Raw genomic sequence first — 24,169 nt, 5'->3', positions numbered from 1 at the left:
ATCACCCCAGCATTTCAGCGGCCACGTCAGGCTTGGCCGTTATCACACCCCAGCGCTCTTTCAGGACCGGAGCCTTGGTCAGCTTGATAAAGTTGTCGTCGTTCGTCACGAAGACGGTCCGGCCGTCGCCAATATGCGCGCGCATACATTCGACATCACAGGCTCGGTTGACCCACTTCTGCCATCCCTTTCCGCCCTTCTCCGGTGACAACCCCATTTGGGCACAGAAGCCTTTTAGGTCTCTCGGCGAGGTCGGAAATAGGATGTCGTAAATCTCGTTATGCAAAGCGGCCTGCTGCTCAGACGCATAAACGGATTTTCCCCAGAAGGTGATATCCCACATACCTAGAGGCAGGAGGATTGGCAGACCGCCGAAGCCAAGGCTTTCCGCCCAATCTTCAAACTCTTCGAAGCGCTCGGGATAGGTCTTATCCTTACGCATTTCAGACGCGCTCATGCCATTCAAGGCGAGATCGATTGTCCCGGCTCGATGTGCAGCCAGCAGCTTCAGAACGGCCGGTGCATAGTCCCGCTGCTCTTCGATGGCGGTCAGGCAATTTCGGTCCAGGGACATTCGCAGCATCTGAAGTCCGCCAAATAAAGATTGATCACGTCACTGATGAGCAGCAAGCACGATATCTGGCATTTTATACAACCGCCTTGAATCATGGAACAGCACAGTTCAAGCTATCCGGGTAATCGGCGGAGCGGGGTGATTGTCAATGTCAGAAATCGATGAACGAATGCTCGCTCTGATGAACATCTTCACGCCGTCCGAAATGGAGCAGCGAATTCGAGTCGCGACCCAGGGACAGAGGTTCGTTCATTATTGCAGCGCTGAGGTGGCTGTCTCGATTATCGAAAAGGGCATTGTCTGGCTACGTGATGCGATGCTCATGAACGACTACATGGAGTTCGACCACGGTCATGACTGCCTGACCCATTTTTGGAATGGCGAAGGGGGGAAGCACTCCGAGGCGTTAAAGGCTGTCTTGGAGTCGTTTCACGCCGGGATAACTGATGAACTGGCGAAAGATTTTGACGCCTGGACCCCTGTCTTCCGAAACGAGACGTTTATCGCCTGCATGTCCGAGCATCTTCCAGACGAAGATGATATCGGCCGCTTATCTATGTGGCGAGCATATGGGGGCAACACGGGCGTCGCTCTCGTTCTCAACAACACCCCGTTCATGCAATTTACCGACGCTATCCCCGCCTATTCATTCCCGGTCGATTATTTCTACCGGCATCAGGTCTGCGAGAAGTGGGCCGGGTTGACCGACCGCCTTGTTACCAACCGAAATCTGATCGCCAGCCTCTCCCGAGAAGAGCTGAAAAATTGGCTGCGGTCTTCGATGAGGACCACTTCGCTCTGCACGAAGCATCCAGGCTTTGCGGAAGAGCGTGAATGGCGTGTGGTCTTCACGCCCAGGTACGATGATGCGGATGGTGTAAAGAAAGAGCGCTTAACCCCCGAAATCGTTGTTCTGAATGGCGTGCCTCAAACCATCTATAAGCTCGGTCTTAAGAACTATCCCGATGAGGGGCTTTTCGGAGCGACGATCCCTGAGCTGATCCATCGAGTCATTATAGGACCCACTGAATTTGGCTTTGCTATCAGGCGGTCATTGGTCTCAAAGCTTAAGGACGCAGGTATGGCCGATGCTGCTTCCAGGGTGGTCATTTCTCACATTCCACTGCGACGTTAAAATTGCAGCCGAAAGCGCTTCTAATCGGCCAAAAATTATGGCGATATTATCTTATTGATAATCAGTGTGTTTGATGCAGCCAAGACCGCTTATAGCGGGCTGTCTCATTTTTGCACCTTGAAAACTTATCAATTGATATGTACCTTAAAGGGGTAATTTGTGGATCCAAGTGATGCAGAGATAGAAGGGTTCTTAAGACGCTTTCAGGCCGCTGCCGCAGTGACGGGGATTAATTTCTGGAAGACGGCGAAGAACGATGCATTTTTGACTGAAACTGGATTCACAAATAGAGACATTGAATTGCTTCTAGGTAGCCTGACGGCGGGCGATTATTCGCGAGGCCCAGACGCTGACGATCATCTGAGCAGGCCGCCGGGCGAAGTTTGGCAGTTTTCGTGCGAGTTCGAGGGCTACGATATGTATATCAAGCTCAAACTCACATCGACAGCTACGGCCTCGGCAGAGTGTTTGTCGGCCCATGAAGCACAATGGTCGATGCGGCGGAGGGGCTGATGAACCGGCTCAACTGCCCTGTCGCCAAATGGAGTACGCTGAAATGACAACCGAGCTTTTGAAAGATGCTGCGTGCCCTGCATGCGGCGTGGTTGGTCGCGTCTCTAGGGTCACCCGTTGCGAGACGGTTCCAGTCCGCGATCTGGAGATCGAAGTGAATCGGACTCTACGGGTTTGCGATCACTGCAAAACCGAGTTCGAAAATACGAAAGATGCTGATTGGAAAATCGATGCCTACGCGGCTTATCGTAGCGCGAAGGGTATGGTGACTCCTGAGCAAATTCGTGAATGGCGTAAGAGCCATGATCTGACTCAGCCGGAGGTCACGCGACTGCTCGGTTGGGGCGACGTGACCTTAAGTCGCTATGAAAACGGAGCGCTTCAGTCTGATGCCCATAACAGGGCTCTATCCGCGTTGATGGAGCCTGTCGGGTTGGGTCAGGCGTTGGAAAACAACCCTGATGCAGTGCTGCCGGTTAAAAAGGAAAAGATTCTAAGCGATATTCGGGAAGCCGTTATCTACCAGCAGGCTCGCCAAATGTTGGAGTCGACGTTAAGCAGTGCGTTGCCAGATATCACAAATGGATGCCGTGCCTTTAACGCAGATAGAGCTGCGGCGCTTATTTCAATCGTGACTCAGAAGGAACTATTCAAAACAAGTTTGAATAAAGTGTTGTTCTATAGCGATTTTTTGGCATTTCATGTCTGCGGACATTCTATATCTGGACTAAAGTATGCCAGGATTAATTACGGTCCTGTGCCGGATGAATTTGATGTAATTTTCCCATTATTTTCAAAAATGGGAGTGGTGACTATAAATCCTTGGGAGAATAAAAACTACTTTGGAGAGATGGTTTGCTCTCGAAACAAGGCGGACATTAACGTTCTCACGCCTAAAGAGCAGAAAATCGCAAATATTGTTCGGAAATATTTTGAAGGTTGGTCGGCAACAAGGATAAAAGACTTCTCTCACCAAGAGCGGGCGTGGCTGGAAGTCTCAAATCGTGGAATAATTCCATATAACTATGCTTCTGATCTTCAAATAAAAGACCTTGCTGAAAGATTGGATTGATTATTTGAAAAGGCCGGGATTGACCCCGGCCTTTTCCTTGTCAGCGCCCACCTATTTCGGCGCAACCGCACTGAGCGCCGCCCGCACCCGGCCAGCATCCAGCGGCTGATCGATTCCAGAGCAGAAATAGCCCCAGAAGCCCCTGGCTCCGCTGCCCAAGGTTTCCAGCCACATCGCGCATTCCCGTTTGGAGCCGTCTCCCAGCACTCCGGCTGCCTGGATCACCTCGACCGACCCAAAGGCCGTCTCGACCGAATAGGTCTGCCGGTTTTCGCGGGAAAATGACGCCCCGCGCAGGAGATTGGTCGTTATCTGGTCAATGGCATTCCCGCCATAGACAATTGGACGAGGAGCCGTCTGATACGTGATCCAGGCCACCGGCCCCGGCTGGCTGAGTTCACCCATCTGGAGCGTATTTCGTTCGCTGCCGTCCCGGCGCACGGTGACCACCGGTTTGAAGCTGGCGGCCTCGGCGAAATCAGGCTTGAAGCCGATCTGCATCGGCTTGGTGGCGTCTTCGGTCCAGGGCGCTTGAGCATGGGCAGGGGAGATGGCCGCCAGCGAGATACCGGCAGCCAGAAGGGTGATGAGAGATTTCATGGGCGAGGCTTTCATCAAGGGTAACGGGCCGGGTTAGACACCGGCAAAGGCGGCCTGGACCAGGGCGAAGGTCTTTCCCCGCTTGCGGGCTTCGATGCCCTGGCGGAGCTGCTTCTTTTTGCCAACCCGCACCACGAGCCGGGCGACAATGGTCAAGGCGGGTACGAACAGACCCAAAACCGGGGCGGCTGCGATCAGCGCACCGTTGACGCCAAACACGCCCAGGAACGACACGAGACTGAGGCGCATCGGAATGTCGCCCTTCTTGTTGCGCACCTCCAGGCGGTGCATCAGGAAGGTCAAAACCGCCATAACGGACATGGCCATCGCCAGGAACATAAGAGACTGCGGCTCCTGGAAGTCCCGCTTGGCCTCAATCGTGGTCACGATATGGGCGATATAGGCGACAAGGCAGCCGCACGAGGCGATGATCGTCGGATCGCCGGGCTGCTGCTTATCCTCGCTCTCGGCCAGGGCCTTGCCTTCCTCATCGGGGCATCGCGGCCAGAGCTGATCCGTGAAGATCGTCGGCAAGTCCAGAAAGCTCTTGGTCTGCCGGGTCGCGAGATTGCTCAGCTTATAGAGGCTATAGCTACCGCCCCCGATCCGGCCATAGACGAACCTCACCTGCTGCTCGGCCCGGAACCCCAGACCATCGTCCGAGAACACCATGTAGTATTCGTAGCCGTCCTGGTTCTTGAACCAGACCTGCATGTTCCTGGAGGTGGTCGAGGTGATGTAGGTGTTATAGATCCGGCCGCCATTTTGGTTGATGTAGCCGCCGCCACCGCTCCCCGAGACATTGGTTTCGGCCCAGATCTTCACATCCGTCACCAGGGCGACGTTTTCCCAGATCTCGATCTTCTCGCCATGGACTTCGACGATTTTGGTCATGCTGCACTATCCGTAATCAGGGGAGAGGACGGGCCTGGGCGGTTAGATCGCCGAGGCTGCCGGTCGGGAAAGACGGTATCCGCCGCTCGAAGAGGAGGGAGATGAAGAGGCCTGGTATCCCGAAGAACAGACCGAGCCCGCCGCCAATCACGATGCCTTGGCCGTAGCCAGAGGTGATGCCCCACAGAAACATGAAGACGCCAAAGGCCAGCGGGATATGGAAGAACAGACGCCCCTTGAGGATGCCTTCCCGTGCGGTATCCCGGCCGTCATGTTCCCGGCCGTCGATAATGGCGGCATAGATGAAGTGCCTGCCCCCAGCCTTGGCGATAAAGAAGGTCCCGGCGGCACCGGGCCGGAAAACCGCTTCGACCTCGCTAGCGACGAAGGTCTGCTTCAGGTGGTGCGAGCGGCTCAGGCCGTTAATGCTGACGAAGGTGTAATTGCTGCCATCATCGCCGGTCCGGCCAGGACCATGCGATTCGATGGTGCCGTCGATTTTGTAGATCGTGGCCATCGGCTCAGTCCTTCAGCTTCTTGAGGGCAGCCAGGGCGGCGATCACATCGGCATCCGGCAGCGGCTGGTCCTTGGAGCCACACATGAAGCCGGTGACCAGGATGGTGCTGCCCCGGAAGCCCTCTCTCCAGGTCGCGCACTCGCGGTTCATCGAATTCACGACCGCCTTGAACTTCAGGACCTCGACATCCCCGAAGACGGTCGAGACCTTCAGCGTGGTCCGGCCATCCGAAGCAATCTCAGCCCCTTTGAAGGTCCCATTGGTGCGGAGGGCATCCATCGTCCCGAGGTAATTGAAGGGCTGGCCGTTGGTCTGATAGGTCAGCCAAGCCATGGGAGCGGGCTCGGCTGACTTACCGACCAGAATTTGGTCCGACTGTGCGGTGACGTTGGCGTCATTCTTTTTGACGACCTTGCGGATCTCTTTACCCGCCGCCCAGGCAGCATCCACGTCGATCCGAATTTCAGACGGGTCACCATCGATCCAAGCGGCATGGACAATGGTCGGTGTGATCAAGGCGACAGACAGAACAGACGCGAGGAAAATCTCGCGAATTGGAAATAGTTTCGACATCGAGCAGGAACCTCGGCAGCTAGATAAAGATATTACGCGAAGAACGAATGTATAATTCGATCTTCTATAGCTTTATCGTAGCCTCTTGGTTTCTTGCCTGCGTCGGCCAGATGGATGATGTGGTCGATTAAATTTGGTTTAGATCTCGTATTCTCTAGCGATCTTCACCAAAGCCACTTGGCTTTCGACACCGAGTTTATTGTAGATGCGCTGACGGTGGGTTTTTAGAGTGCCGAAGCTCATGCCCAGGGTTTCAGCGATGCGTTCCTGGCTCATATCAAGTTCGGCCATGGCTTGGGCGACCTTCAGCTCGGTCGGCGTCAGTCCATAAATCTGCCGGATGGTCGGCCAGGGAGAGCTGCGCTTGTGATTGGTATCCCGAATGACCAGGGAGGCGATGCGTTCGCCCTCGCCTGAGGCGGCACTGACCTGAACCATCATCGGCTGACCGTCTGGCTTGCTGATAGCAATGGTCTGGCCAATGGACAGCTCATCGATTATCACGCTGACGATGGCTTTATGGAGAGCAGCCGTCTCCGACAGCTTAGCGGCTCTGACCATATTGTCGTGCGGGCTGAGGGCAAAAGCCCGTGAGCGCAGAAGCTGATCGCCCAGAGCATTGGTGCCGATCACGCGGGCGGACCGATCCACATCATATTATGTTCGATAGTCCTTTCAAATCGACGTGGCTTCCTCATGACGATAAGCTCGGCACACCCCAACGTCCCCGCGTGAAACGTCAGCATGGCAAAAGCCCGCATCTACAGCTACCTCCGCTTTAGCTCACCCCAGCAGAAACGGGGCGATTCCAAGCGCCGTCAGACCGAGTTGATCAAGAAATGGGCTGAGGATCTAAAGCTGGAAATCGCCGAGGCCTATATGGACGAAGGCGTCTCGGCATACAGCGGCGCCAACATCGCCGACGGCGGCGCTCTGGGCATCTTCCTGGCGAAGGTTAAGGCCGGCGAAATCGCAAGGGGTTCCGTGCTGGTGGTCGAATCTTTGGATCGCCTCAGCCGTCAGGCACCGCTCGACGCTCTTCCGATCTTCACCGCTCTGCTCAACTCCGGCATCTCGATCGTCACCGGTGCCGACGGTCAGCACTTCACCCGCGAATCGATCAACAAGGATAGTTTCCTGCTGTTTGGCTCGATCATGGTGATGGCGCGCGCCCATGAGGAATCGAAGACGAAGTCCAAACGCCTGGCTGCGGCCTGGACGGAGAAGCGCAAGAAGGCCCAGGAACACCTGGAGCCGATGACCAAGATCGTACCGGCCTGGATCCGCATGATCAATGAGCGCGGCACCAAGCGGTTCGAACTGATCCCCGAACACGTCCGCATCGTCGAGCGCATCTTCCGCTCGGCCACCAACGGCCTAGGCCGTCACACAATCGCAAAGCAGTTGAATGAAGAGGGCGTCCCCGTTTTTGGCAGGGGCCAGGCCTGGCACAGTTCCTACATCATCAAGATCCTGGAAAACGACGCCGTCATCGGGACCTACCATCCCCATAAGATGGAGATCATCGAGAGCACCGATCCCACGAAGCCCGATAAGAAACGACGGAAGCCGGTTGGCCCGCCCATCAAGAACTTCTACCCGTCCGCCATCTGCGAGGACCTGTGGTACGCCGCGCAATCGGCCCTGAAAGGCCGCGCCCTGCTGCAGCTGAAGGGGCGGACCGGGGCCAAAGCGGGCTCCCCCTTTGGCGGCCTGGCCGTGTGTGGGGAATGCGGGTCCGCCCTGATCAGCTGGACCGCAGGCGAGGGCGGGCGGCTGAAAAACGGACGTCTCGTCCGAAAGTTGATCTGCGCCGGCCACCGCCGTGGGATCGGCTGCACGACGCCAACCCGGCACGAGCAGGCCACCACGATCGATGCGGTCTTCAACGCCTTGCGCGCCTTCCACGCCTATCATGGCGTCCAGGACGAGACGCCGGTGCTGATGGGCCAGATCGACGCCAAGAAAGCCGAGATTGCCAAGCTGCGTGGGGATATCAAAAACCTGATCGGGTTCATCAAGTCCCAGACGATGGATAGTGAGGAAATTAGAGATGAGATGAATGCGATCAACGCTCAGATAAAAGAGTGCCAGGCCGAAATCAGCCGTCTCCACACCGCGATCGAAACCACCGCGGCGGCCCAGGACGATAAAGCCCACCTGACCAACTTCCAGGTTTTTCGAGAAGCCTTTGCCGCGGAGGAACTCGGCCGCGACACGCCCGAGCACCAAAGCCAGCGTCAAAAGGCGGCAGTTATTCTGCGTCGGCATGTCTCCCGGATCGTCATCGACCTGGACTCCGAGATCGACCTCTGGGGCTATTGGATCACCCCTAAGACCGCTGACGGCCAACCGGATCTGAAGAATACCTTCCTGGTGCCCACGATGGGGGACGACCACCTCGACTGGACCGATGAGCACCTGTTTGGCTTCGCGCAGCTGGTGGCCGACAGCGTCATCGCCCACCTCCAGGAACCAGATCTACCGGATGACCGGCGCGACTATCTCCGGCACGAACTGCTCCGATCCCTCGCGATGTCACCCAAACTGCGTACGGAACCCTATCTGTCAGGGGTCGCCCCGCTGGAGGGCTTTGACCAGTCTCCGTTCGACCGGTTCGTGCAGGATTTGGAAGCTGGGAAATACAATGACGAACTTGCAGAGATCGAAGGCTGAAAGCCAGGATTCATGCGGACTTCAGCCATGCTTTGCCCTGTAAAAACTTGAAAGCCTGACGTTCCAACCCACCTGTTGCCTCCCCTTTCCAAGGAGGCACCATGGGCTTGGTTCCGACCCGCTATATCGCCTTCGATCTCCGGCAATCCGGCCCGGAGTTTCTCGTTCTTCAGGCAGGTTTGCTGCCAAAGCAGGCCGGTACAGGTCTGCAGATCGAGACCTTGGACGTCTACGACGGCTCAACCGCCCTGTCCAAGCTACAGAACGTCTGGGATGTGCGCTCCCGGAGCTTTGCCCCCACGCTGATCGGCACCGAAGAAAAGCTGGCACAACTTGAGGCCCTGCGGCTTCAGAAAGGCCATCGCCCTCTGGTTCTCAATGACGGGCATCTCCGCACCCTGATCCCCTGGTCGCCCACTCTCGTCAGGACTCCACTCCGGGTTTCAATGGAGCAACTCGAAAATATTTTCGACCACAATAGGCTGTGTCGCTCCCATGCCAAATCGCAAGCGCTGCGGGAGATTTTCACCGTCGCCCTCAGCGATCTGCTGACCCTAGCTTCAACTAAAGCTTGTCGAAGCTTTGTGGCGACTCTATCTGAGAACATATAGCTATGATAAAAAAATATCGCCGCGAAAATCTATAGACAATCGCGCTTTTTTGTGCTAAGGTAGAAGTTCGGCTAATCGCAAGCAAAACTCAGGAGCCTCAGCCCTATGTCCAGACGAAATCAAAGATCCGTCCTTCGCGCGTTTAATACATTACCGATTGTTTATATACAAGGTAATTCCGAGATCAGCGTGCTCGGGAACGCTATGCTTGCGACTCGGGATCCGGCGAAGCCTGTTTACAACACAAAGCTTCGGTTCGCCTTGGAATTGGGAAAGTTCCTGAACTACGTCAACGACAGGGGGCTGGATCTTCGCAACCTCCCAGAACAGGCGTTCTGGGACTATTTCAAGCACACCGCCGACCAGTTCGAGCTGGAGCGGCCGGATATGAAGGTCCGGGCTCGGATCACCGTCCAGCAAGAGCGCTATATGCTGTGGGAGCTTTTCCGTCTCGCTGGCGAGCGGGGGATCGTGAAGAACACCTTTCCCCCGCCCACAATGCGCGTGAGAGACGGCGTTGCGGTTCCCGACTTCAACATCAACGGTCTCCCGCCCGCCGAGGCGTTCGTGCCGGAGGAAGAGGAGATGGAAGCCATCGTCTCACGCCTGCCGGAGGTCTATCAGCTCGTCGCCGATTGCATGCTCGACACGGCGGGCCGTTTCGACGAGGTCCGGCAGGTCTTCACCGAGACCTGGGCACTCAAGATGCCGTCGCCCGTCCGGGACGGCCAGAAGCGGTCAGTCCTGCATGTCCCGGTGACCGTCAAGGGCAAGCGCCCCGGGTGGCTGCGGGTCTCCCATGAAGGTGCCAAGGCTTTCAAAGCCCTCTGGCAGCTCCCCGCAGATGAAAAGAAGCGGATCACCAACAAAAACATCAATCAGGCCCTACTCCAGGCCTGCCTCGATCATAACCTGCTGACAGAACGGGTGCTCGACATCAAGGGCACCGATTTCTCTCCCCCGCGCCAGAAGATCGTCTATGTCGGCGACCGGATGACGTCGCACAGTTTCCGGCACTTCTACGCCTCGTTGTTCATGAAACAATACGGTAAGGCCACGGAGTTCAATCCGATTGAGGCGCTGCAGAAGATTCTGCACCACCTGACACCGGAAACTACCTGGCACTATGTGCATGCTCTGGGATTGGACCCGAATCAGGACCTTCGCCCGCAGCGCGTCTCCTTCTACAGGGGACACGCAGCATGATTGAAGTCATCGCCAATCAAGGCAAGCGCCTGGATTTCAGCAGCGTGGCGGACATCTCGCCCACAGGCGAACTGCTGGCTAAGCTGGTCGCGGAACGCGCCGACCGCGTCCACAGGCCAAGCACCCTGCGCAAATACCGCACCCATCTCCAGCATATCGCCCGGGTGCTGGAAGAGGTCGCCCTCGACCTCGGCCAGCCTGCCCCAACAACCATCGCCGATCTAGCGTGGATCCCGTGGGAACACGTTCGGATCCGGATTGCCCGTCTGCCGGACCTCGCCGAATCTTACCGCCGGGATATCGGGGACACCCTGCGCCATCTAATGAAACTGGTGGGCACGCCCGTGGTGCTGCCCAATCCGCTTACTCGCGCCACCCAGGACCACGTCGAGCCTCTTTCAGAGGCTTGCCTAGTTCAGCTTGACCAGGCCTTCCAGGAATGGCGGGACGATTTCGCCGCCTATGTCGCCAACCCTTCCGGCCCAAACCGGCCAACGGGCGATGACATCGGCATGGCGAGCGCCTTCATCATGCGGACTCTGGGAGCAAACTCCTGCGTTGTCTTGATGCTGCGCCCCGAGCACATCCGGCAATCCGCCTATCGAGCGGAGAAACCCCGCAGCCACCGCCCACCGACCTGGGTTCACTGGCACGACCCCGAACAGCTGACCGAAGTCCGCTCGCTGCTTGAACTGCTGACTCGGACCCAGCGCCATCACGGCACACCAACCCTGTGGTCACACTTCTATAGCATGGGCGGTGGTCTCGGCCCCCGGCGTCACCTCTCGGTCATCGGGTCCTGCGACCACGAGCAGTTCTCCTATCATTTCCGCAAAGCGATGCGTCTCTCCGGCTTCCCCGATGTGACGGCCGATCGCCTGCGGGACGCGAAGGCAGGCGAACTGGAACGCCTCGGCCTCGACACCACCCATCTCGGCCATGTGAGCGGCAGCTCCCGGGTCTCGCTCGGCTATCGCAAGAGCGCGATGGGCCTTGCCGAATGGGATCGCCTCATTCGTTCCGCCCAAACGCGCATGTACCAGGGAGATGACCGCGCATGACCGTAACCCTCAACAACCCCCGCATCAGCAGCGCATCCTTCTTCGCAGACACGACCTGGTCCTTCCGCGCTGAGATGGATCCGACCGTGCCGGTCAATCAGACACTTATCTATTGGCCGTCGATCTGCGCCATCCCCTATGCCAACAGGCATCGCAATCAGGACCTCGAGATTCTCAAGGCCTGGGCATACCACACATATGCTGTGAAGAACCTGAGCGTCAGCACGATCCGGCGCACCCTCTTCTCGATTCGTGCCGCCATGCTCGTGATGGCCGAGCAATACGACCTGCCGCAGATCCAATTGGCCGACATCACCAGCAGCATGTTGATCGACCTGACCGAACCCCCGGAAATGCCGCGTCGGCGCAGCCTGTACTGGGCCTTTGTCGACTTTGCGGAAGCCGCTGCAGCGTTCGATCTCCAAGGCGCTCCCACCCTGCGGGCCAGTGACCTGCAACTGGCCCTCAAAGGCTTCAAGAAGTCGCTGCCAGAAAAACCTATCCGCAAACTGCCGACCAAAGAGGAAGTCGCGGTCATGCTGCGGCATGCGAAAGAAATCCTCCTGTGCGACGCCCCCCGTCTCAAGGAGTATCTCGACGCCAACCTGGGGGTGAAGTCGAAGATCCCCGACGACCTCGACAGCTTCGTCACGCCCCTACCGGCTCATGGCGGCATCGACAGCCTGATGTGCGCGGTACAAGGAGCCGGCATTCTGTCCCTCAGCTTTCTGGTCGGCGCCCGCTGCCAGGAGCAGGCCCTGTTGCGTCCCGACTGCCTGGTCGAGAAAACCAGTCGGGAAGGCTCCGACATCGCCTGCATCGTTGGCCGGACTGCCAAGACAGAGCGGTCGATCAAAACCCGGCCCGTCGGCCTCGCAGAGCAGACCGTTCAGATCCTGGAAGAGACGTTTCGGTCGCACCGGCAGCGCCACGGCATCGACGGCCTGTTCTTCCGCGGCAAACGCGCCGCGACAACCCAGGGCATCAGCGAGCTACTGGCCAAGTACCAGGATCTCTACGGCGCCCAAATCCAAGGTGTGACTGTCACCGCCCTGGTCGGACGCCATGTCCTGCTGGGCGAACTGAAGAACCTGGGACACGACGGTGCCACCGCCGGTTCCAAGCAGGCCTTTCATACGACCGAAAGCACGACCAGCCGCTACGGCCGGGACCGCATGCCGGAACCCGTTTCCTTCAGCGCCATCCCAAGGCCGCGCCGAAAGCTGCCGCCTGTGGCCCTCCAGTTGTCTCTCCCCTTCGAGCCGCACAACCCGCAGGGAGGGATCATGACCTAGCAGAACCTCAGACCTGGGCTTCAAACGTCAGCATCGACAACAACCAAAAGAACGCAATGGAAACTGAAATGAAGATCAATCGGAACAATGGACTTGGTGAACGGAACAAACTCGTCGGCGACCTGAAATCCCAAAGGTCCGCAGACATGATCGCTGAAGCCCTTCGGGAACTGCCTCCCGAAGCACGCACGGTCGATAGCGCACATCGCAAAACCGGCCTAAGCCCCCAGCACATCCGCAAGCTGAGACGGAAGTTCGACCAGCTCCGCCACTTGTTCCTCAAGAAGCCGAAAAAGGTCGAGACCAGTTCGGCCCGCCGCGCCCGACTCCTGGAAAAAGACATCGCCGAGCTGCTGCGCCTCGTCGAAACAATGCGACAGAAAATCGTCCTCTATGAGCAGCAGATCGAGCTGTATCGTAGCCAACCCAAAGCCGTCTGACCCAGACGGCCTGAACACCCCATCAGTACCGGCGCGACCCTTTCGGGTCGCGCTTTCTTTTGTTCAAAAACACGCTACAATGGTGAGATCGCCAGCACAGCAATGGCTGTTGCGATCATTTCAGTCCATTTACCGCTCGAGGCTTACTTTACATGATTCCAATGGCAGGCGCATTTTTGCGTGTCCGAGTAACGAACATTATTTGAACAATACTCAAAACGAAACCACCATTGGCCTCAGATTTGGCTTCCCCTGTTAGCCACCACACCGTCTTCAGCGGATCGAACACCAGGGTCGCTCCTGGCGTTTAAGATCGCCCACGCGCAGCCAGCATTTCACTCAATGCAGTGGGAAGCGCAGGAAATCGAACACCAGCCAGAGCAGCTGGAAGCCCGATCCAAAGGTGAAGAATAGCGCCCCACCCATTCCGATGACATATGCTGCGATCCAGCCTTTATCGACCTTGCGCGTGAACACCTCACGGGACCGATACAGCGTCATCTGCTCCAGGAACGTGCTCGTATAGAGGTACAGACAGATGTACCCAAAGAGGAGCAACATCACTGATAGGAACAGTTGCTGCCGCACCTCGCCGATATTCACGTAGAAGGCCCTGAAGGGGTTGTTTTTATCGGAGTTGAAACGGTCAATTAGCGCACTGAGAAAAGCCAAGTGCGCGAAAACAACTCCGGTCATCAGCCACTTCACATTGGCAACCATATGGGACCGGCCCTGCTCGAACAGCCGCCCAGCCAGCGCCGCGATATCGCGGTCTACCGACAGCCCATACCTATAGTCCTCGAGTCCCTTTTGAAGCCGGAGTTTCTCCTGCTCAAGCACGATCTGTCGGCGCATCTCTCGATCCATTCTTCCACCTCATTGCTGGAACCTTCCAACCATGAGAGTGCTCAAGACGATGCCCCCGGCACCAATGAATACCACGAAATGTTCTTGTAACGTTCGTTTTCGAACGAGAAAGAGGCAGCTGGGAAACCAGCTGCCTCCTCAAGTTTATCGCGTGCGGAAAAAGATGGGGGCATGCCGCCAGGAGGCGTCGGCCTCATCGAGCGGCGGTAGTCCTAGTTTTCCGCCCCCCTCAGCCGCCTCATAAGACGAGCGCCCCCCGAACGTCTTCAGGTCAACTAAACGCCTCTGATGCCGTCAAACAACAAGCTCGCCTCCAAATCGAGCATTGTGCACTCCCTCTCACGCGAGGTGATATAGCCCATCTGCAGGAGAACCGTTACGACCAAGGCATACGCCGCGAGCACGCGGTGGAAAGGTTCCGCAGGCAAAGCCGCCGGGCGTTCAAATTTGATATCCTTCAAAAGCGCCGTGATGGATTGACGGCTCTCGGCGATCGCCACCTCGCTGCCGCCGATGACGGGAAGAACCGTCGACCAGACCCCTTCATCGTTGCACTTGTCCGCCACGACATGCACATCCACCAACACGCGCTCGACCATAACCCGCGCACCGATTCCAGCTGCCAGTACCGCTGAAACGAGCCTGTCCGTCTCGCTGGTTCCAGGCATCATTTCAAAGCTGAAATCTTTGACCTGAAAGGCTTCCTGGCCCCCCAAAAGGCGGGCTTCCATAGACAGAATCCCCGCGGGCTTGGACACCGGAATCGCGAACCGCAACCTAATGCTTTCAAAGCTGTTCATGCCCGCCTCCCTCATGCTGCCACCATCCGACTCGGCCGGCGGACTGGACCAACCTCAAGCAGCCTCTCTATCGACTCCAGCGATTGCCGTAAGCCATCGGCTGTAAGTCGGCCTGTTACGTACAAGTGATCCAGCAGCAGAAAGGCCAATCCCAGAGCAGCACCTAATCCCAGCTTCTGCGACCGCGGCCACAGAGCGACCGTCGTCTGCTTGGCCTTAAGAGCAATCTTCTGCCCGCTGGAAATAAAGGCATCTACCTGCCCGCCCCCGGGATGGGACTTCCGCATCAGCTCGAGACGATCCCGACGAGCCCGCCCGGCATCGTTGCGGCACTCATGCAGGATCACCGCTCCCGCGCCGCCGAGCGCCTCGACAATCACCAGTTCACCTCTGGGCGTCAGAGGATGAACCGCACCGGTGTAAGGCCTAGAAGCGATACGTTTGAGATGAAACGCATCGCCAGCAGCCTCCAATTCGAGCATCGTCACAAATGCCCCACTGCGGACAACACAGTGGGCGACTAAATAAGCCCTCAAGGGCAACTCTATTGTCTTCAAGGCAAACCTCTTGCTAAGGAAGTTGGCCTTTTCAGATTCCCTCTCTCAAGAGATATTCAAGAATATATTTGAAAAATATTATCTAATTTTAATTACAGAAACCTCATAATTAATTACACTCTCAATCATAAAATATAATCAATATTGCAATACATCTCATGTCGATGCTCGATCTGAGAATCTATTCCGAGGTGGCACTGCGATGATCTTCATGCTGGCCGATGGTGCCAGGCACTCCTCGGCCAGAAACATCCGCTCCATTTCCAGGTCACTCTGCGGGATGTCGCGATACCACGCCCGGGGAGCACCACGCTCTCCAGCTGACCACCTATATCCACGCGCCTTCAGCATCAGCCGTGCTTCATAGGGCGCGTCGATGGCCCAAATCCGACACACCGGCTGACGAGCATGCGCCAGCAGGGCCGCCAGCCCCAGATCGCTCGTCATCGGTAACGGGCGAGACAGCAGTTCGGCCAGAGCCCAGACGTCGTTGATCGCCCGATGTCCCTCAAACCAAAAGCCACTGGCTAGGCCTAAGTAGCCCAACTTCGACCCCTCGAAGCCCTCGGCCCGCCAGTCGACCTCGTTCAAGCTGCAGGCCCAGCCGACATCCGCAAACACCGGCCAATGCTTCTCGCAGAATGGCCGGTCGAAACTGGCGTTGTGAGCCACAACCAGAGCCGCCCCACCCAGGAAAGCAGCCACTTCCTGATCATCGATCCGATGGCCGGCCACCGCCTCATTGGTGATTCCCGTCAGCCGCGTGATCTCCGCCGTGATCGGCTTTGACGGCTCCCGCAACCTGTCGAAGGTGCCCAACACCCGCCCCAAACGGCCGGTTGCGCGGCCGTACTCGAACTTGACCATTGCCAGCTGGATAACCTCATCGACCTCCGCCTCTAAGCCAGTGGTCTCGGTGTCGAGCAGCACCAACTGGCCGATCTCCTCGCTGGAGTCGAGGTCGCCGTAGCTCGCCCGGGGCTCAAGCCGATCGATGATCCGGCAGCCTTGCGCTTCCAAGAGGGCGCGCGCCTCCAACACGTCCATCAAAACTCGATCTCCCCGTACTCCTGCGACGGCGGCTGCCACCGAATAAATCGGATCTGTTCAATCGCTTGATCGGCGAAGGCTCGCCCGATGTCCTGATCCGGTCCTTCGAGGCCATTGCCAGCGCAGAGATCGATCAGAAACGCACTCATCCGTTCGCGCCCATTCTTCATGAGCAGAAGTTCAAGCGCAGCAGACGTCAACAGGCACCTCAAGAGCTTCTCCCGGCTGTTCGGCATGTCATTGCCGAACGGCGGCTCCGCCGGCAAGCCGATCAAAGCCGCCAGTTCATAAAGCGACGAAATCCCGGCCCCGAATGACGGCAGCCGGTCCCCCAGGAAAACCGCGCGGGGATTGGCTGATCGCCCGCTCAACCCGAGCCACCTCAATCGGAGCTTGGCAATGGGTTCTGCGGTCGAATAGTCATGGCTTAACATCGTGGGCTCGGTGCAGTGATCCCACAGCACTTCGAATGAATCGGTGAGTTCGGCCCCATATAGCACCTTAAAATCCACCACCCCGGGCGCAGGCCGATTGATATCTGCGTTGAGCACCGCGATGCCCGTAATCGGGTAATGCGGGGGAGAGTTCGGGTCACTCAATATCAAGCGCAGAAACCTCATATGCCGTCTCCCCATTCGTGGATACGGGCATCTAGGCAGCAGGTCGGGAGAGTCAAGAGAAGAGGCCCCCAAAGAGTAGGTTTTGTGCGGGTTTCAGGGATTAATCTATTGATTTGATCCGTTCCTGCATTACCTGCCCCCTCCTCGTTCATGAGGAGGCTTCCGCATGCTTTTTGATCCGCCAGTCCGATTGATTACCAGCGCTCCGATCAACGTTAATCTGACCGACCTCACGTTTTTCCTGCGCCTCGACCGTGCCGACGATGGTGCGTTCAGCCCGGTACAGGTCGGCGCTGTCCGGCTGAACGACCCTCTGCCTCTCGATATCCTGGTCGAGGACCTGCGTGTGAACGACTGTGGAACCCCCACCAGCCGCAGTATCCTGTGCCGCTCTAATCACGGCTCGCCCAGCTCTCGGCAGCTCGAATTCGAAACCCATGAGCGTGCCCTGGTTGGCGGCAACTGTGACAGCGCCAACATCGAGTTGAGCGAGGCACGGGCCGAAAAGTTGATGGTAAAGCGGGTGCCGTTGGCTCTGCGGCCGATCTTTCGACCATCGCTGGGCATCGCTATTCTTTGCCTCGAATGGCTGAGGTTCAGTGGCCAGATCAGCCGGGGCGCCCTTGATCTGACCTTCGAGCGGATCCGCACCTCGATGCCGCAGCTGAAACTCGATGTGGGCGCGATGCTGGCGTTGCTCAGGGACGATCCGATCCATTGACGCCCGGCCAAAATCGGAAAGGCACGCAACCTTGCACGCCGGACCGAGGCATGATAGCCAACGATAACGGCTTAGCATCCGCAACAGAGAACTACGGCCCTACCCTCTCGGTCGGGCGGCCCGACTGATACAACACCAAACTGTCCGTGAGGCGTCCAAAACCGCGCGGTCATTGGAAAAGGTCGGGGGCGCACTCTGTACGCTTGCTAACCGCCCGGCACCAGGCCGTCCGGTTCGCGGCCTGGGTGTCGACAGCGGTTAGCTTTAGAAACTGAACCCGTCCAACAGGCGGAGCATCTCTGACTGACACGATACGCCCAGTTTGGCGTAAGCGCTGGAGCGTTGCGACTTCAACGTATTGGTCGAAATACCAAGACGCGCGGCAATCTCAATGCCTGATGCCTCATCTTCCACCAAAGCCTTTAAAACCCGGACTTCTGATACGCTCAGACCGAAACAGGCCTGAATCGCCTGCCATGGCCGAGGCTTCGCCCTGCACGGGTCCCGCATCAGGATCGTCACATACGGCTGCGCGCCGCCCGCGATCGGGATGATACGAGCGACCAGAACGCCGCTACCCTCACCCTGACACAGGCAATCAATCGGACGCCCGGTCGCCAGCGCCTCAGTCAAAGCCCGTTTAAAATGAAAGCCCTTCGGCGATAGCAACCATCGTCGGCTGAACAGGCCATGTTGGCGCTGTAAATCCTCACCGATCTGGTTGACCTGCTTGGCCTCCAACGTGGCACTGACCAAGAAAACACCCAGCCCCTGGGTATTCAACGCCTGGGAAGAGGCCTGAACCTCACGCTCGGCCTGACTGAGGCGCACATGGACACCAAGCGCCATTCTCAGCGGGTCCGTCAGGCTAGCGAAGAGGTCGCGATCCTCCTCCTCAAAACCGCCCTGCCGAGCGGTGCGGTAAAACACCAACGACGCCGACACCATGGCGCCAATCGTCATGACCTGGACCAGTTGGTGACCGAGGGCAAACGGCTTCAGGAAATCCCGGTAGAAGTCGGTGTCGCTATACCGGTTCCCCAACACCTCTTCACCGGTGAAGATCCGATCGACATTCCCCTGCTGGACGAAGCGCCGGAGAGGACTGATGTCGATGAAGCTGTCCAGGTAAACCTGATGGAAAACCGGGTCGACGGTCGAGGCCCCGACCGACACCGTCTTGGTCATCGGCGATCCATGGTGCAGCATCAACGCTGCCCCCGCCGCCCGCATGCTTTGCGACACCGACTCGACCGCCTCCAGCCAGGAAGCTTGGCCAGCCGCAGCAGCATGCAAAACACTAGAGACAGAACCGATCATTGATTACTTGAACCGACTAGGGGGTTCTCGATTAATCCGACACTTAATCAGTTGTGACAATCCCGTTATTTTATCCCGCTCAAGTTGTGCATCTTTCACCCCCAGGGGTGATTACGCTGCTTCGCCCCCGTGGCAATCCAAAAGAAAGCAGGGCGGTGCCTCGTCGGCGCCAGTTTGAAGCGGAGCAACCCATGATCAAGAGCGAGAGCGCGGCCGGAGAATACACACGGGGTCAGCCCCGCGTGTCCTTAAATCTCCGTCATGTCGCAACCCGCGATTGCGACTGGTCGGCTCCCGTTTTAAGCTCGGCGAAGCGGCTTGCAATCCGCACAGAGTACGGTTGGGTTCCCCTGCCCAACCAACCCGACCTGGACCAATCCTGCATGCGGCCTCCACACCCGCAACGTCAGGCAAGGTGGGGTATCGCCCTGCGCTGTTGGCTGCCGCGCGCTTCGGACATCCGTCCGGAGCGAACCCAGCCCTTTAGCAAGGGAACAGAGATGAATAACACCCCCACGGCCGCTTTGCGGTCCAATCCCCTATGCCTGCCCATCCTCCTGCTGTCAGGAGGCCGAGCATGAGCGAGAAGCGCTTCGTTCTCATCAATACCGAAGGCAGCACCGTGCTTGGGATCGAACTGCTGATCCTGATCGTGGGTGGCGCTGCAGTCGCCTATGACACCTTCCGACATGGCGCCGCGCCGCTCGTTGCGGCTGTCGTCATCTTCGGCGTCCTGAGGGTGATCTATAGCCAGCCGGTCCTACGCAAGATCTGGCAGTTCGCTAGTTGCTTGGCCTGGGGTTACGTCGGCTACAGGTTGGGCCAATGGGCCGGCGGAGACATCATCTCCAAGCTGGTCGGCGCCGCTATCGGGGCCTTCGTCGCTTTCGCTGCTCACGCCCGTACCCAATACCTCGAGGACAACGTGGAACGGATCGGGTGATCCCATGCCGGGTCGGGCTAAGCGGATACCAGCCTGGCTCAAAGCTGTGGCGGCGCTTTACCTCGCTTCAATCACCATCGGAATGGCTGTCGCCGTCGCCCTAACCGGCGGCGCCAGCCTCTTCTGATCCCCGTTCGAGACACCCGCCTTAAGCCTGCGGCCCCTCCAGGCCTGCCCGAAAGCACCCCCATGCCTCCGCTCTACGACTACGCGCCCGTGCTCGAACTCTCGATCACCGTCGATCCCGACGGCGGTTTCGTCATCGAGTTCATCGACCTGCCGGTGGTTGGCAGCGACTTCGTCATCGAGGGCTTGCGCCGGCTCTTGCCGGACGGCTGGGCGGTACTCGTGGACGCGGCCGAACTCAACGTTTTCCGGCTGTACGCCGAGACGGACCACGAACTGTTTACCTTGCTCGAAGCACTGGCCGCCCTGAACGACGAATGGGTCCAGGCCCCCGCAGCATCCGATCAGACCATTTCCTGAAAGATACCTTCCATGAAGAATATCCTCGCTCTTCCAATTCCCGCCGCCCTGTTTCTTGCCGGATGCGTCCCCGGTAACGAGGCCCCGACGACCTCTGCCACTGCACCGGCAACCGTCGCCCAAGTCGTGCCGCGGACCTGCTCTGCCGTACGCGCAACCATCGTCGTCGACCATGGCCGCGCGCCTGGCGTCGAAGCCGTGGAGAAGACCGCCAGCAATAGCGGTTGCTTCACCGTCTTGCCGTCGGTCGCACTCTCAACCTCGAACGTGAAATACGTGCTGACCGTCAGCCGCGACAGCGGCGTCTCAAACAACGGTTCTGGGGTCGCCAAGGGCGCGGCATCGATCGGCCTGGCCCATATCCCCTTTGTCGGCGCCATCGCCGGCGCGGCGATCCCCACCAGCGTCGATATCGTCGAGGCAATCCGAATGGATCTCAAAGAGATCACCACCGGCAAGCTCCTGGGTTCGGGCTCGGCCCAATACGGCTATTCCAAGACCACGTATGAGACCGCACAGAACCGGCTCGAAGCCGACAATCCCGCTCTGGTGGAGGCCCTGAACCAGGTGATCGCCAGCGCCGAACCCGCGCTCATCGCCGCGGCCACCCCACCGGCACCGCCGCCGAAGCCTCCGGCGAAGACCCCACCGAAGAAGAAGCCGATCACGGCGCCAGCTTCGTGATCTCGCATACCAAGGACGTAAGCCATGACACTTCGCCCTCTTACTCTGATCCTTTTGGCGCTGCCTCTGATGCTGACCGCCTGTGACGATGCCAAGCATGTGGAGCTATGCAACGACACGGATTTCATCTCCGAACAGATCTACCCAGACATCCCCAAGGTCATCGCCAAACACTTTGGCTCCAAGGCGACCAACGCCCTGGGCTGGATTGGCGCTTTGGCCGGTGCAATGAATGCGGAAACGATCGCCAAAGAGGTCGATCGCAAGTCCTTCAAGCTGGTGTCGGCGCTTCCGACCACCAAAGTCGGGAAAGTCTATGGCTGTCGCATCATCGTCACCGCCACTTTACCCGGCAGGACTACAATCACAGATTATACAATCCCCTTCGATACCGAAATCAATGACCCCTTCGGCAAGAATCCCACCTTCAGCTACAAGGTCGATTTCGACCTTATGAGTTCGAAGGCACGGGCAGCCCCTCAGCCCGCCACCCCATAGCCAACGCCAGCACCACAGCCGGTCGCCGCGAACACAGCGGCGACCTCAATCCCCCTGACATCCGGAGCCGATACACCCCTGTGCCCGTCAGTTAACTGAAATCTCCAGGCCCACCAAAGCCGCCACTACCTTGAGCTTCCCCATGGACAGAGGTCCATCAGTCAGCGCATCGGGGAGGTCAAAGATCTGACCCAGAGCCTTGCAGGCATAATTGATCAGCTGATCATCTCCTGAGGCAATTGCGTCCTCCAAGAAATCTATGCGCGCTTGTCTCCTGTGGAGAAAATCGGAACCATGAATTGTTTGCCTTCGCATCTAATCCCCAAATGCAAATTCATCAACTTTCTATAACACACCTCATTTTACAATCTATAGTGGCAATCTCTAGTTTCGCTCTTGGCCGCGCACGACCTTGATAGCCTGCAGGATCCGTCCAATGGTCTGCTTGGACTTCAGCTTCACCCGGCCTTCCCGAATCTCGTCAATCAGTTGATCGACCTCGGCCAAGGCCGTTTTCGCGGCATCTTCTTTGGGTTTGGACATGCGAATCCTTTTCCTCAATCGCGCGATCGGGGATTGCAATGGCTCTAGGGTATGGGTCAGGCCGAGAGAGGGACTTCCATCCGGTCGAGAGAGGCTTCCAGCACGCCTACGCTCTCCCAAGCACCCTCTGGACGATTCAGGACCATCGGGCCATGCTCAAGCGTCAGCCGATCCTCGCTCTCCGCTAGGTTGCAGGCCATCTCAAGATAGTCATGATCCGAGAAGCCAAACGGCTGGCCGACGATTTCGAAGCCATAGCCCCGATAGAAAGAAGCCAGGCGCATCTGGGCATGCAGATAGAGGCGCCTGAAGCCCTTCTTCCGGCAAATCTCCATGAGGTACTGCAGCAGCCGGTGGCCATTGCCACCTCCCCGCCATTCGGGTCGGATACTGAGGCGCTCGAGTTTGGCAAAGTCTTGAAACCAGCGAATGCGCGCGGTCGCCACCGGCTCACCGTCCACGGTTCCTAAGATCTGCGTGGCGGCGAAGTCGTTGCCATCGAACTCTTCCGCCCAGGGGCAGGCCTGCTCACCGATGTAAACCAGAATCCGGACACCGAAGGCCTGCTGCAGTTCCTCGGCCGATGAAACGATCTTGAGATCCATCACGCGGCTTCCCCGATATGGTCGGAGGCCTGGTTGATGTCTCGGCCCGCCTTCAACTGCTCCAGAACAGCCCGCACCGCAGGCGTGGCCATCTCGATGGCGCCATTGCGGATCGCCGTTGCAGAGACACCGTCAACCCGCCGTACGGCGTAGGGATAGAGCCAGCCGCACTCGTCATAGATCGACCGCACCCACATCCCACCCAGGTCACTGCCATGGATGCCGTGCAGCCTCTGGCCTGGATGCCGACGCTTGATGGCATCCAGGACACCGTAAAAGCCCTTATCGCGGTAAAGCTCCGGCTCCCAAATCACCTCGACTCTTTCGGTGAGGCCCGCTTCATCGATGGCTGCCTCGATCATCAGGCGCCGCATTTCAGGGGCATAGAAGCGGTTGCCGGTCGGGAAGTAGTTGACGTTGGCATCGGCTTTGTCCGTCCGCTCATAGACGATCAGGCCACCGACATTGCCTGAGATCTGGATCTCACCCCGCTCCAAGGCCGTCGCATGGAGGCGCGGCACTATGGTCGGGTGGATGATGATCTTGCTCAGACCACGCTGTTCCAGCGCCTCCCGCACAAGCTGCAGATGCGTGCCATGGAACGGATTGAAGGTGCCGAAGAACACCCCCACCCCGCCTTGCGGGCAAAAGCGAGCCCGCAAATCCGACAGGATGCCGACACCGAAGACCAAGGCGCCGAAACCAATCCCTAGAATGTAAAAGGCCGTGCGCGCGATGGGGAAACCCGCCGCCGCCATCGCCGTCAGCAGGATGTTGAAAGACAGAGCTACCAGGATATTGCGGTTGAGATCGCCGAAGCCGCGGTTGTAGGCGACAATACCGACGTACTGGAACCCTTGGGAGGCCAAAGTCGTCACAACCATCAACCCGATCAAGTGGGCCAATGGGGTTTCTGCTGGCAGCACATCGCCGATGGCGAAGATCGTGAAGATTGCAGCATTGAAGGCGAATTGCAGGCCGAACCGGGCCAAGCGTCCAAGAGTGACGACGGCAAATCGCAGATTGACCAGTTCCTCGGCCCTGTTGCTCAACCGCGAATAGAACGGTAGGAAAGCTGAGACGAAGAGGCAAACCGCGATCAAGGCCAGGTTGGCCTGTGCCGACAAACTGATGGCATAGGCCAGATACATCACACCGCCCATCGCCAATGCCAGTCGTGTCGAGCGGCTTTGCAAATAGCGCTTAAGGATATTCATTCACTTGTCTCCGCTGACCAAGAAATTCGACCCATCACAGGTTGCGGAGCGCACTATCCCAACAAAACGAGTAGTTGGTGGATGGTCTAT

At 58.0% G+C, this 24,169-nt stretch carries 31 protein-coding genes; 15 read left to right on the top strand and 16 right to left on the bottom strand.

The window, feature by feature from the left end:
* Position 1: 1 nt before the first annotated feature.
* On the bottom strand, positions 2–574 hold the full coding sequence (locus ACFSM5_RS11295) for a hypothetical protein (protein WP_379876486.1): 573 nt from the start codon (positions 572–574) through the stop codon (positions 2–4).
* Positions 575–722: 148 nt separating this feature from the next.
* Between ACFSM5_RS11295 and ACFSM5_RS11290 the strand changes: the two genes are divergently transcribed.
* The 3 genes from ACFSM5_RS11290 to ACFSM5_RS11280 all read left to right on the top strand — a co-directional run bounded on the left by ACFSM5_RS11290 (position 723) and on the right by ACFSM5_RS11280 (position 3,294).
* Positions 723–1,709: a DUF2971 domain-containing protein gene (locus tag ACFSM5_RS11290; protein WP_379876485.1), complete on the top strand. Its 987-nt coding sequence runs from the start codon at positions 723–725 to the stop codon at positions 1,707–1,709.
* 159 nt (positions 1,710–1,868) lie between these two features.
* A complete protein-coding gene (locus ACFSM5_RS11285) occupies positions 1,869–2,222 on the top strand; it encodes a hypothetical protein (protein ID WP_379876484.1) in 354 nt (117 codons plus the stop codon).
* Positions 2,223–2,265: 43 nt separating this feature from the next.
* A complete protein-coding gene (locus ACFSM5_RS11280; protein WP_379876483.1) occupies positions 2,266–3,294 on the top strand; it encodes a type II TA system antitoxin MqsA family protein in 1,029 nt (342 codons plus the stop codon).
* Positions 3,295–3,345: 51 nt separating this feature from the next.
* On the opposite strand, the gene ACFSM5_RS11275 is transcribed toward ACFSM5_RS11280, so the two are convergent.
* The 5 genes from ACFSM5_RS11275 to ACFSM5_RS11255 all read right to left on the bottom strand — a co-directional run bounded on the left by ACFSM5_RS11275 (position 3,346) and on the right by ACFSM5_RS11255 (position 6,530).
* Entirely contained in the window at positions 3,346–3,894 is a 549-nt protein-coding gene (locus tag ACFSM5_RS11275; protein WP_379876482.1) for a hypothetical protein, read from the bottom strand.
* A gap of 33 nt (positions 3,895–3,927) precedes the next feature.
* Positions 3,928–4,788, bottom strand: coding sequence for a hypothetical protein (locus ACFSM5_RS11270; RefSeq protein WP_379876481.1), 861 nt, complete (start codon positions 4,786–4,788; stop codon positions 3,928–3,930).
* A gap of 16 nt (positions 4,789–4,804) precedes the next feature.
* Positions 4,805–5,305: a hypothetical protein gene (locus ACFSM5_RS11265; RefSeq protein WP_379876480.1), complete on the bottom strand. Its 501-nt coding sequence runs from the start codon at positions 5,303–5,305 to the stop codon at positions 4,805–4,807.
* A 4-nt stretch (positions 5,306–5,309) separates the two neighbouring features.
* On the bottom strand, positions 5,310–5,879 hold the full coding sequence (locus ACFSM5_RS11260) for a hypothetical protein (RefSeq protein ID WP_379876479.1): 570 nt from the start codon (positions 5,877–5,879) through the stop codon (positions 5,310–5,312).
* Positions 5,880–6,017: 138 nt separating this feature from the next.
* The gene (locus tag ACFSM5_RS11255; RefSeq protein WP_379876478.1) at positions 6,018–6,530 is read right to left on the bottom strand and encodes a helix-turn-helix transcriptional regulator; all 513 of its coding nucleotides are present in this window, start codon (positions 6,528–6,530) and stop codon (positions 6,018–6,020) included.
* A 93-nt stretch (positions 6,531–6,623) separates the two neighbouring features.
* On the opposite strand from ACFSM5_RS11255, the gene ACFSM5_RS11250 reads away from it, so the two are divergent.
* The 6 genes from ACFSM5_RS11250 to ACFSM5_RS11225 all read left to right on the top strand — a co-directional run bounded on the left by ACFSM5_RS11250 (position 6,624) and on the right by ACFSM5_RS11225 (position 13,168).
* Positions 6,624–8,555, top strand: coding sequence for a recombinase family protein (locus ACFSM5_RS11250; protein ID WP_379876477.1), 1,932 nt, complete (start codon positions 6,624–6,626; stop codon positions 8,553–8,555).
* Positions 8,556–8,662: 107 nt separating this feature from the next.
* Positions 8,663–9,166, top strand: a complete 504-nt coding sequence (locus ACFSM5_RS11245) for a hypothetical protein (protein WP_379876476.1) — start codon at positions 8,663–8,665, stop codon at positions 9,164–9,166.
* Positions 9,167–9,271: 105 nt separating this feature from the next.
* A complete protein-coding gene (locus tag ACFSM5_RS11240; RefSeq protein ID WP_379876475.1) occupies positions 9,272–10,372 on the top strand; it encodes a site-specific integrase in 1,101 nt (366 codons plus the stop codon).
* On the top strand, positions 10,369–11,433 hold the full coding sequence (locus tag ACFSM5_RS11235) for a hypothetical protein (RefSeq protein ID WP_379876474.1): 1,065 nt from the start codon (positions 10,369–10,371) through the stop codon (positions 11,431–11,433). The genes ACFSM5_RS11240 and ACFSM5_RS11235 overlap by 4 nt, the downstream gene beginning before the upstream one ends.
* Complete coding sequence (locus tag ACFSM5_RS11230; protein WP_379876473.1) at positions 11,430–12,728, top strand: hypothetical protein; 1,299 nt, start codon at positions 11,430–11,432, stop codon at positions 12,726–12,728. Before ACFSM5_RS11235 ends, ACFSM5_RS11230 begins: the two co-directional genes overlap by 4 nt.
* Before the next feature lie 68 nt (positions 12,729–12,796).
* Positions 12,797–13,168, top strand: a complete 372-nt coding sequence (locus ACFSM5_RS11225; protein WP_379876472.1) for a hypothetical protein — start codon at positions 12,797–12,799, stop codon at positions 13,166–13,168.
* A 148-nt stretch (positions 13,169–13,316) separates the two neighbouring features.
* Here the strand turns inward: ACFSM5_RS11225 and ACFSM5_RS11220 are convergent, their stop codons facing one another.
* From ACFSM5_RS11220 to ACFSM5_RS11195, 6 genes are all read right to left on the bottom strand, one after another.
* Positions 13,317–13,457, bottom strand: a complete 141-nt coding sequence (locus tag ACFSM5_RS11220) for a hypothetical protein (protein WP_379876471.1) — start codon at positions 13,455–13,457, stop codon at positions 13,317–13,319.
* Positions 13,458–13,507: 50 nt separating this feature from the next.
* Entirely contained in the window at positions 13,508–14,023 is a 516-nt protein-coding gene (locus ACFSM5_RS11215; RefSeq protein ID WP_379876470.1) for a hypothetical protein, read from the bottom strand.
* Positions 14,024–14,310: 287 nt separating this feature from the next.
* Positions 14,311–14,835 carry a hypothetical protein gene (locus ACFSM5_RS11210; protein WP_379876469.1) on the bottom strand — a complete coding sequence of 175 codons (525 nt, stop codon included), beginning with the start codon at positions 14,833–14,835 and terminating at the stop codon, positions 14,311–14,313.
* An 11-nt stretch (positions 14,836–14,846) separates the two neighbouring features.
* Complete coding sequence (locus ACFSM5_RS11205) at positions 14,847–15,392, bottom strand: hypothetical protein (protein WP_379876468.1); 546 nt, start codon at positions 15,390–15,392, stop codon at positions 14,847–14,849.
* 156 nt (positions 15,393–15,548) lie between these two features.
* The gene (locus ACFSM5_RS11200) at positions 15,549–16,439 is read right to left on the bottom strand and encodes a 3'-5' exonuclease (protein ID WP_379876467.1); all 891 of its coding nucleotides are present in this window, start codon (positions 16,437–16,439) and stop codon (positions 15,549–15,551) included.
* Positions 16,439–17,062: a hypothetical protein gene (locus ACFSM5_RS11195; RefSeq protein ID WP_379876466.1), complete on the bottom strand. Its 624-nt coding sequence runs from the start codon at positions 17,060–17,062 to the stop codon at positions 16,439–16,441. The genes ACFSM5_RS11200 and ACFSM5_RS11195 overlap by 1 nt, the downstream gene beginning before the upstream one ends.
* A 166-nt stretch (positions 17,063–17,228) precedes the next feature.
* On the opposite strand from ACFSM5_RS11195, the gene ACFSM5_RS11190 reads away from it, so the two are divergent.
* The gene (locus ACFSM5_RS11190) at positions 17,229–17,783 is read left to right on the top strand and encodes a hypothetical protein (protein ID WP_379876465.1); all 555 of its coding nucleotides are present in this window, start codon (positions 17,229–17,231) and stop codon (positions 17,781–17,783) included.
* Positions 17,784–18,047: 264 nt separating this feature from the next.
* On the opposite strand, the gene ACFSM5_RS11185 is transcribed toward ACFSM5_RS11190, so the two are convergent.
* The gene (locus ACFSM5_RS11185) at positions 18,048–19,103 is read right to left on the bottom strand and encodes a helix-turn-helix transcriptional regulator (protein ID WP_379876464.1); all 1,056 of its coding nucleotides are present in this window, start codon (positions 19,101–19,103) and stop codon (positions 18,048–18,050) included.
* 577 nt (positions 19,104–19,680) lie between these two features.
* Here ACFSM5_RS11185 and ACFSM5_RS11180 point away from each other — a divergent pair.
* From ACFSM5_RS11180 to ACFSM5_RS11160, 5 genes are all read left to right on the top strand, one after another.
* Positions 19,681–20,046, top strand: coding sequence for a hypothetical protein (locus tag ACFSM5_RS11180; RefSeq protein WP_379876462.1), 366 nt, complete (start codon positions 19,681–19,683; stop codon positions 20,044–20,046).
* Between the two features lie 4 nt (positions 20,047–20,050).
* Positions 20,051–20,173, top strand: a complete 123-nt coding sequence (locus ACFSM5_RS11175; RefSeq protein WP_379876461.1) for a hypothetical protein — start codon at positions 20,051–20,053, stop codon at positions 20,171–20,173.
* A gap of 62 nt (positions 20,174–20,235) precedes the next feature.
* On the top strand, positions 20,236–20,532 hold the full coding sequence (locus tag ACFSM5_RS11170) for a hypothetical protein (RefSeq protein ID WP_379876459.1): 297 nt from the start codon (positions 20,236–20,238) through the stop codon (positions 20,530–20,532).
* A 12-nt stretch (positions 20,533–20,544) separates the two neighbouring features.
* Positions 20,545–21,216, top strand: coding sequence for a hypothetical protein (locus tag ACFSM5_RS11165; protein WP_379876458.1), 672 nt, complete (start codon positions 20,545–20,547; stop codon positions 21,214–21,216).
* A gap of 24 nt (positions 21,217–21,240) precedes the next feature.
* Positions 21,241–21,714, top strand: coding sequence for a hypothetical protein (locus ACFSM5_RS11160; RefSeq protein ID WP_379876457.1), 474 nt, complete (start codon positions 21,241–21,243; stop codon positions 21,712–21,714).
* Positions 21,715–22,098: 384 nt separating this feature from the next.
* Here the strand turns inward: ACFSM5_RS11160 and ACFSM5_RS11155 are convergent, their stop codons facing one another.
* The 3 genes from ACFSM5_RS11155 to ACFSM5_RS11145 are packed head-to-tail and all read right to left on the bottom strand — an operon-like array spanning position 22,099 to position 24,079.
* Complete coding sequence (locus ACFSM5_RS11155) at positions 22,099–22,257, bottom strand: hypothetical protein (RefSeq protein ID WP_379876456.1); 159 nt, start codon at positions 22,255–22,257, stop codon at positions 22,099–22,101.
* A 56-nt stretch (positions 22,258–22,313) separates the two neighbouring features.
* On the bottom strand, positions 22,314–22,862 hold the full coding sequence (locus ACFSM5_RS11150) for a GNAT family N-acetyltransferase (protein ID WP_379876455.1): 549 nt from the start codon (positions 22,860–22,862) through the stop codon (positions 22,314–22,316).
* Positions 22,862–24,079, bottom strand: a complete 1,218-nt coding sequence (locus tag ACFSM5_RS11145) for a nucleotidyl transferase family protein (protein WP_379876454.1) — start codon at positions 24,077–24,079, stop codon at positions 22,862–22,864. The genes ACFSM5_RS11150 and ACFSM5_RS11145 overlap by 1 nt, the downstream gene beginning before the upstream one ends.
* Between the last annotated feature and the right edge of the window lie 90 nt (positions 24,080–24,169).

It is taken from the genome of Lacibacterium aquatile, from assembly GCF_042683105.1.
Lineage (GTDB): Bacteria > Pseudomonadota > Alphaproteobacteria > Elsterales > Elsteraceae > Lacibacterium > Lacibacterium aquatile.
The sequence above is the reverse complement of the archived record's forward strand: the minus strand, read 5'-3'. Positions and strand labels throughout refer to the sequence as shown.

Excerpts from the sequence above, each read along its gene's own strand:
- ACFSM5_RS11235 (WP_379876474.1), top strand. The coding sequence starts at position 10,369 with ATGATTGAAGTCATCGCCAATCAAGGCAAGCGCCTGGATTTCAGCAGC.
- ACFSM5_RS11230 (WP_379876473.1), top strand. The coding sequence starts at position 11,430 with ATGACCGTAACCCTCAACAACCCCCGCATCAGCAGCGCATCCTTCTTC.
- ACFSM5_RS11200 (WP_379876467.1), bottom strand. The coding sequence starts at position 16,439 with ATGGACGTGTTGGAGGCGCGCGCCCTCTTGGAAGCGCAAGGCTGCCGG.
- ACFSM5_RS11160 (WP_379876457.1), top strand. The coding sequence starts at position 21,241 with ATGACACTTCGCCCTCTTACTCTGATCCTTTTGGCGCTGCCTCTGATG.
- ACFSM5_RS11195 (WP_379876466.1), bottom strand. The coding sequence starts at position 17,062 with ATGAGGTTTCTGCGCTTGATATTGAGTGACCCGAACTCTCCCCCGCAT.
- ACFSM5_RS11150 (WP_379876455.1), bottom strand. The coding sequence starts at position 22,862 with ATGGATCTCAAGATCGTTTCATCGGCCGAGGAACTGCAGCAGGCCTTC.
- ACFSM5_RS11225 (WP_379876472.1), top strand. The coding sequence starts at position 12,797 with ATGAAGATCAATCGGAACAATGGACTTGGTGAACGGAACAAACTCGTC.
- ACFSM5_RS11270 (WP_379876481.1), bottom strand. The coding sequence starts at position 4,788 with ATGACCAAAATCGTCGAAGTCCATGGCGAGAAGATCGAGATCTGGGAA.
- ACFSM5_RS11250 (WP_379876477.1), top strand. The coding sequence starts at position 6,624 with ATGGCAAAAGCCCGCATCTACAGCTACCTCCGCTTTAGCTCACCCCAG.
- ACFSM5_RS11175 (WP_379876461.1), top strand. The coding sequence starts at position 20,051 with ATGCCGGGTCGGGCTAAGCGGATACCAGCCTGGCTCAAAGCTGTGGCG.
- ACFSM5_RS11265 (WP_379876480.1), bottom strand. The coding sequence starts at position 5,305 with ATGGCCACGATCTACAAAATCGACGGCACCATCGAATCGCATGGTCCT.
- ACFSM5_RS11290 (WP_379876485.1), top strand. The coding sequence starts at position 723 with ATGTCAGAAATCGATGAACGAATGCTCGCTCTGATGAACATCTTCACG.
- ACFSM5_RS11210 (WP_379876469.1), bottom strand. The coding sequence starts at position 14,835 with ATGAACAGCTTTGAAAGCATTAGGTTGCGGTTCGCGATTCCGGTGTCC.
- ACFSM5_RS11185 (WP_379876464.1), bottom strand. The coding sequence starts at position 19,103 with ATGATCGGTTCTGTCTCTAGTGTTTTGCATGCTGCTGCGGCTGGCCAA.
- ACFSM5_RS11280 (WP_379876483.1), top strand. The coding sequence starts at position 2,266 with ATGACAACCGAGCTTTTGAAAGATGCTGCGTGCCCTGCATGCGGCGTG.
- ACFSM5_RS11215 (WP_379876470.1), bottom strand. The coding sequence starts at position 14,023 with ATGCGCCGACAGATCGTGCTTGAGCAGGAGAAACTCCGGCTTCAAAAG.
- ACFSM5_RS11180 (WP_379876462.1), top strand. The coding sequence starts at position 19,681 with ATGAGCGAGAAGCGCTTCGTTCTCATCAATACCGAAGGCAGCACCGTG.
- ACFSM5_RS11275 (WP_379876482.1), bottom strand. The coding sequence starts at position 3,894 with ATGAAATCTCTCATCACCCTTCTGGCTGCCGGTATCTCGCTGGCGGCC.
- ACFSM5_RS11165 (WP_379876458.1), top strand. The coding sequence starts at position 20,545 with ATGAAGAATATCCTCGCTCTTCCAATTCCCGCCGCCCTGTTTCTTGCC.
- ACFSM5_RS11145 (WP_379876454.1), bottom strand. The coding sequence starts at position 24,079 with ATGAATATCCTTAAGCGCTATTTGCAAAGCCGCTCGACACGACTGGCA.
- ACFSM5_RS11295 (WP_379876486.1), bottom strand. The coding sequence starts at position 574 with ATGTCCCTGGACCGAAATTGCCTGACCGCCATCGAAGAGCAGCGGGAC.
- ACFSM5_RS11190 (WP_379876465.1), top strand. The coding sequence starts at position 17,229 with ATGCTTTTTGATCCGCCAGTCCGATTGATTACCAGCGCTCCGATCAAC.
- ACFSM5_RS11170 (WP_379876459.1), top strand. The coding sequence starts at position 20,236 with ATGCCTCCGCTCTACGACTACGCGCCCGTGCTCGAACTCTCGATCACC.
- ACFSM5_RS11240 (WP_379876475.1), top strand. The coding sequence starts at position 9,272 with ATGTCCAGACGAAATCAAAGATCCGTCCTTCGCGCGTTTAATACATTA.
- ACFSM5_RS11155 (WP_379876456.1), bottom strand. The coding sequence starts at position 22,257 with ATGTCCAAACCCAAAGAAGATGCCGCGAAAACGGCCTTGGCCGAGGTC.
- ACFSM5_RS11260 (WP_379876479.1), bottom strand. The coding sequence starts at position 5,879 with ATGTCGAAACTATTTCCAATTCGCGAGATTTTCCTCGCGTCTGTTCTG.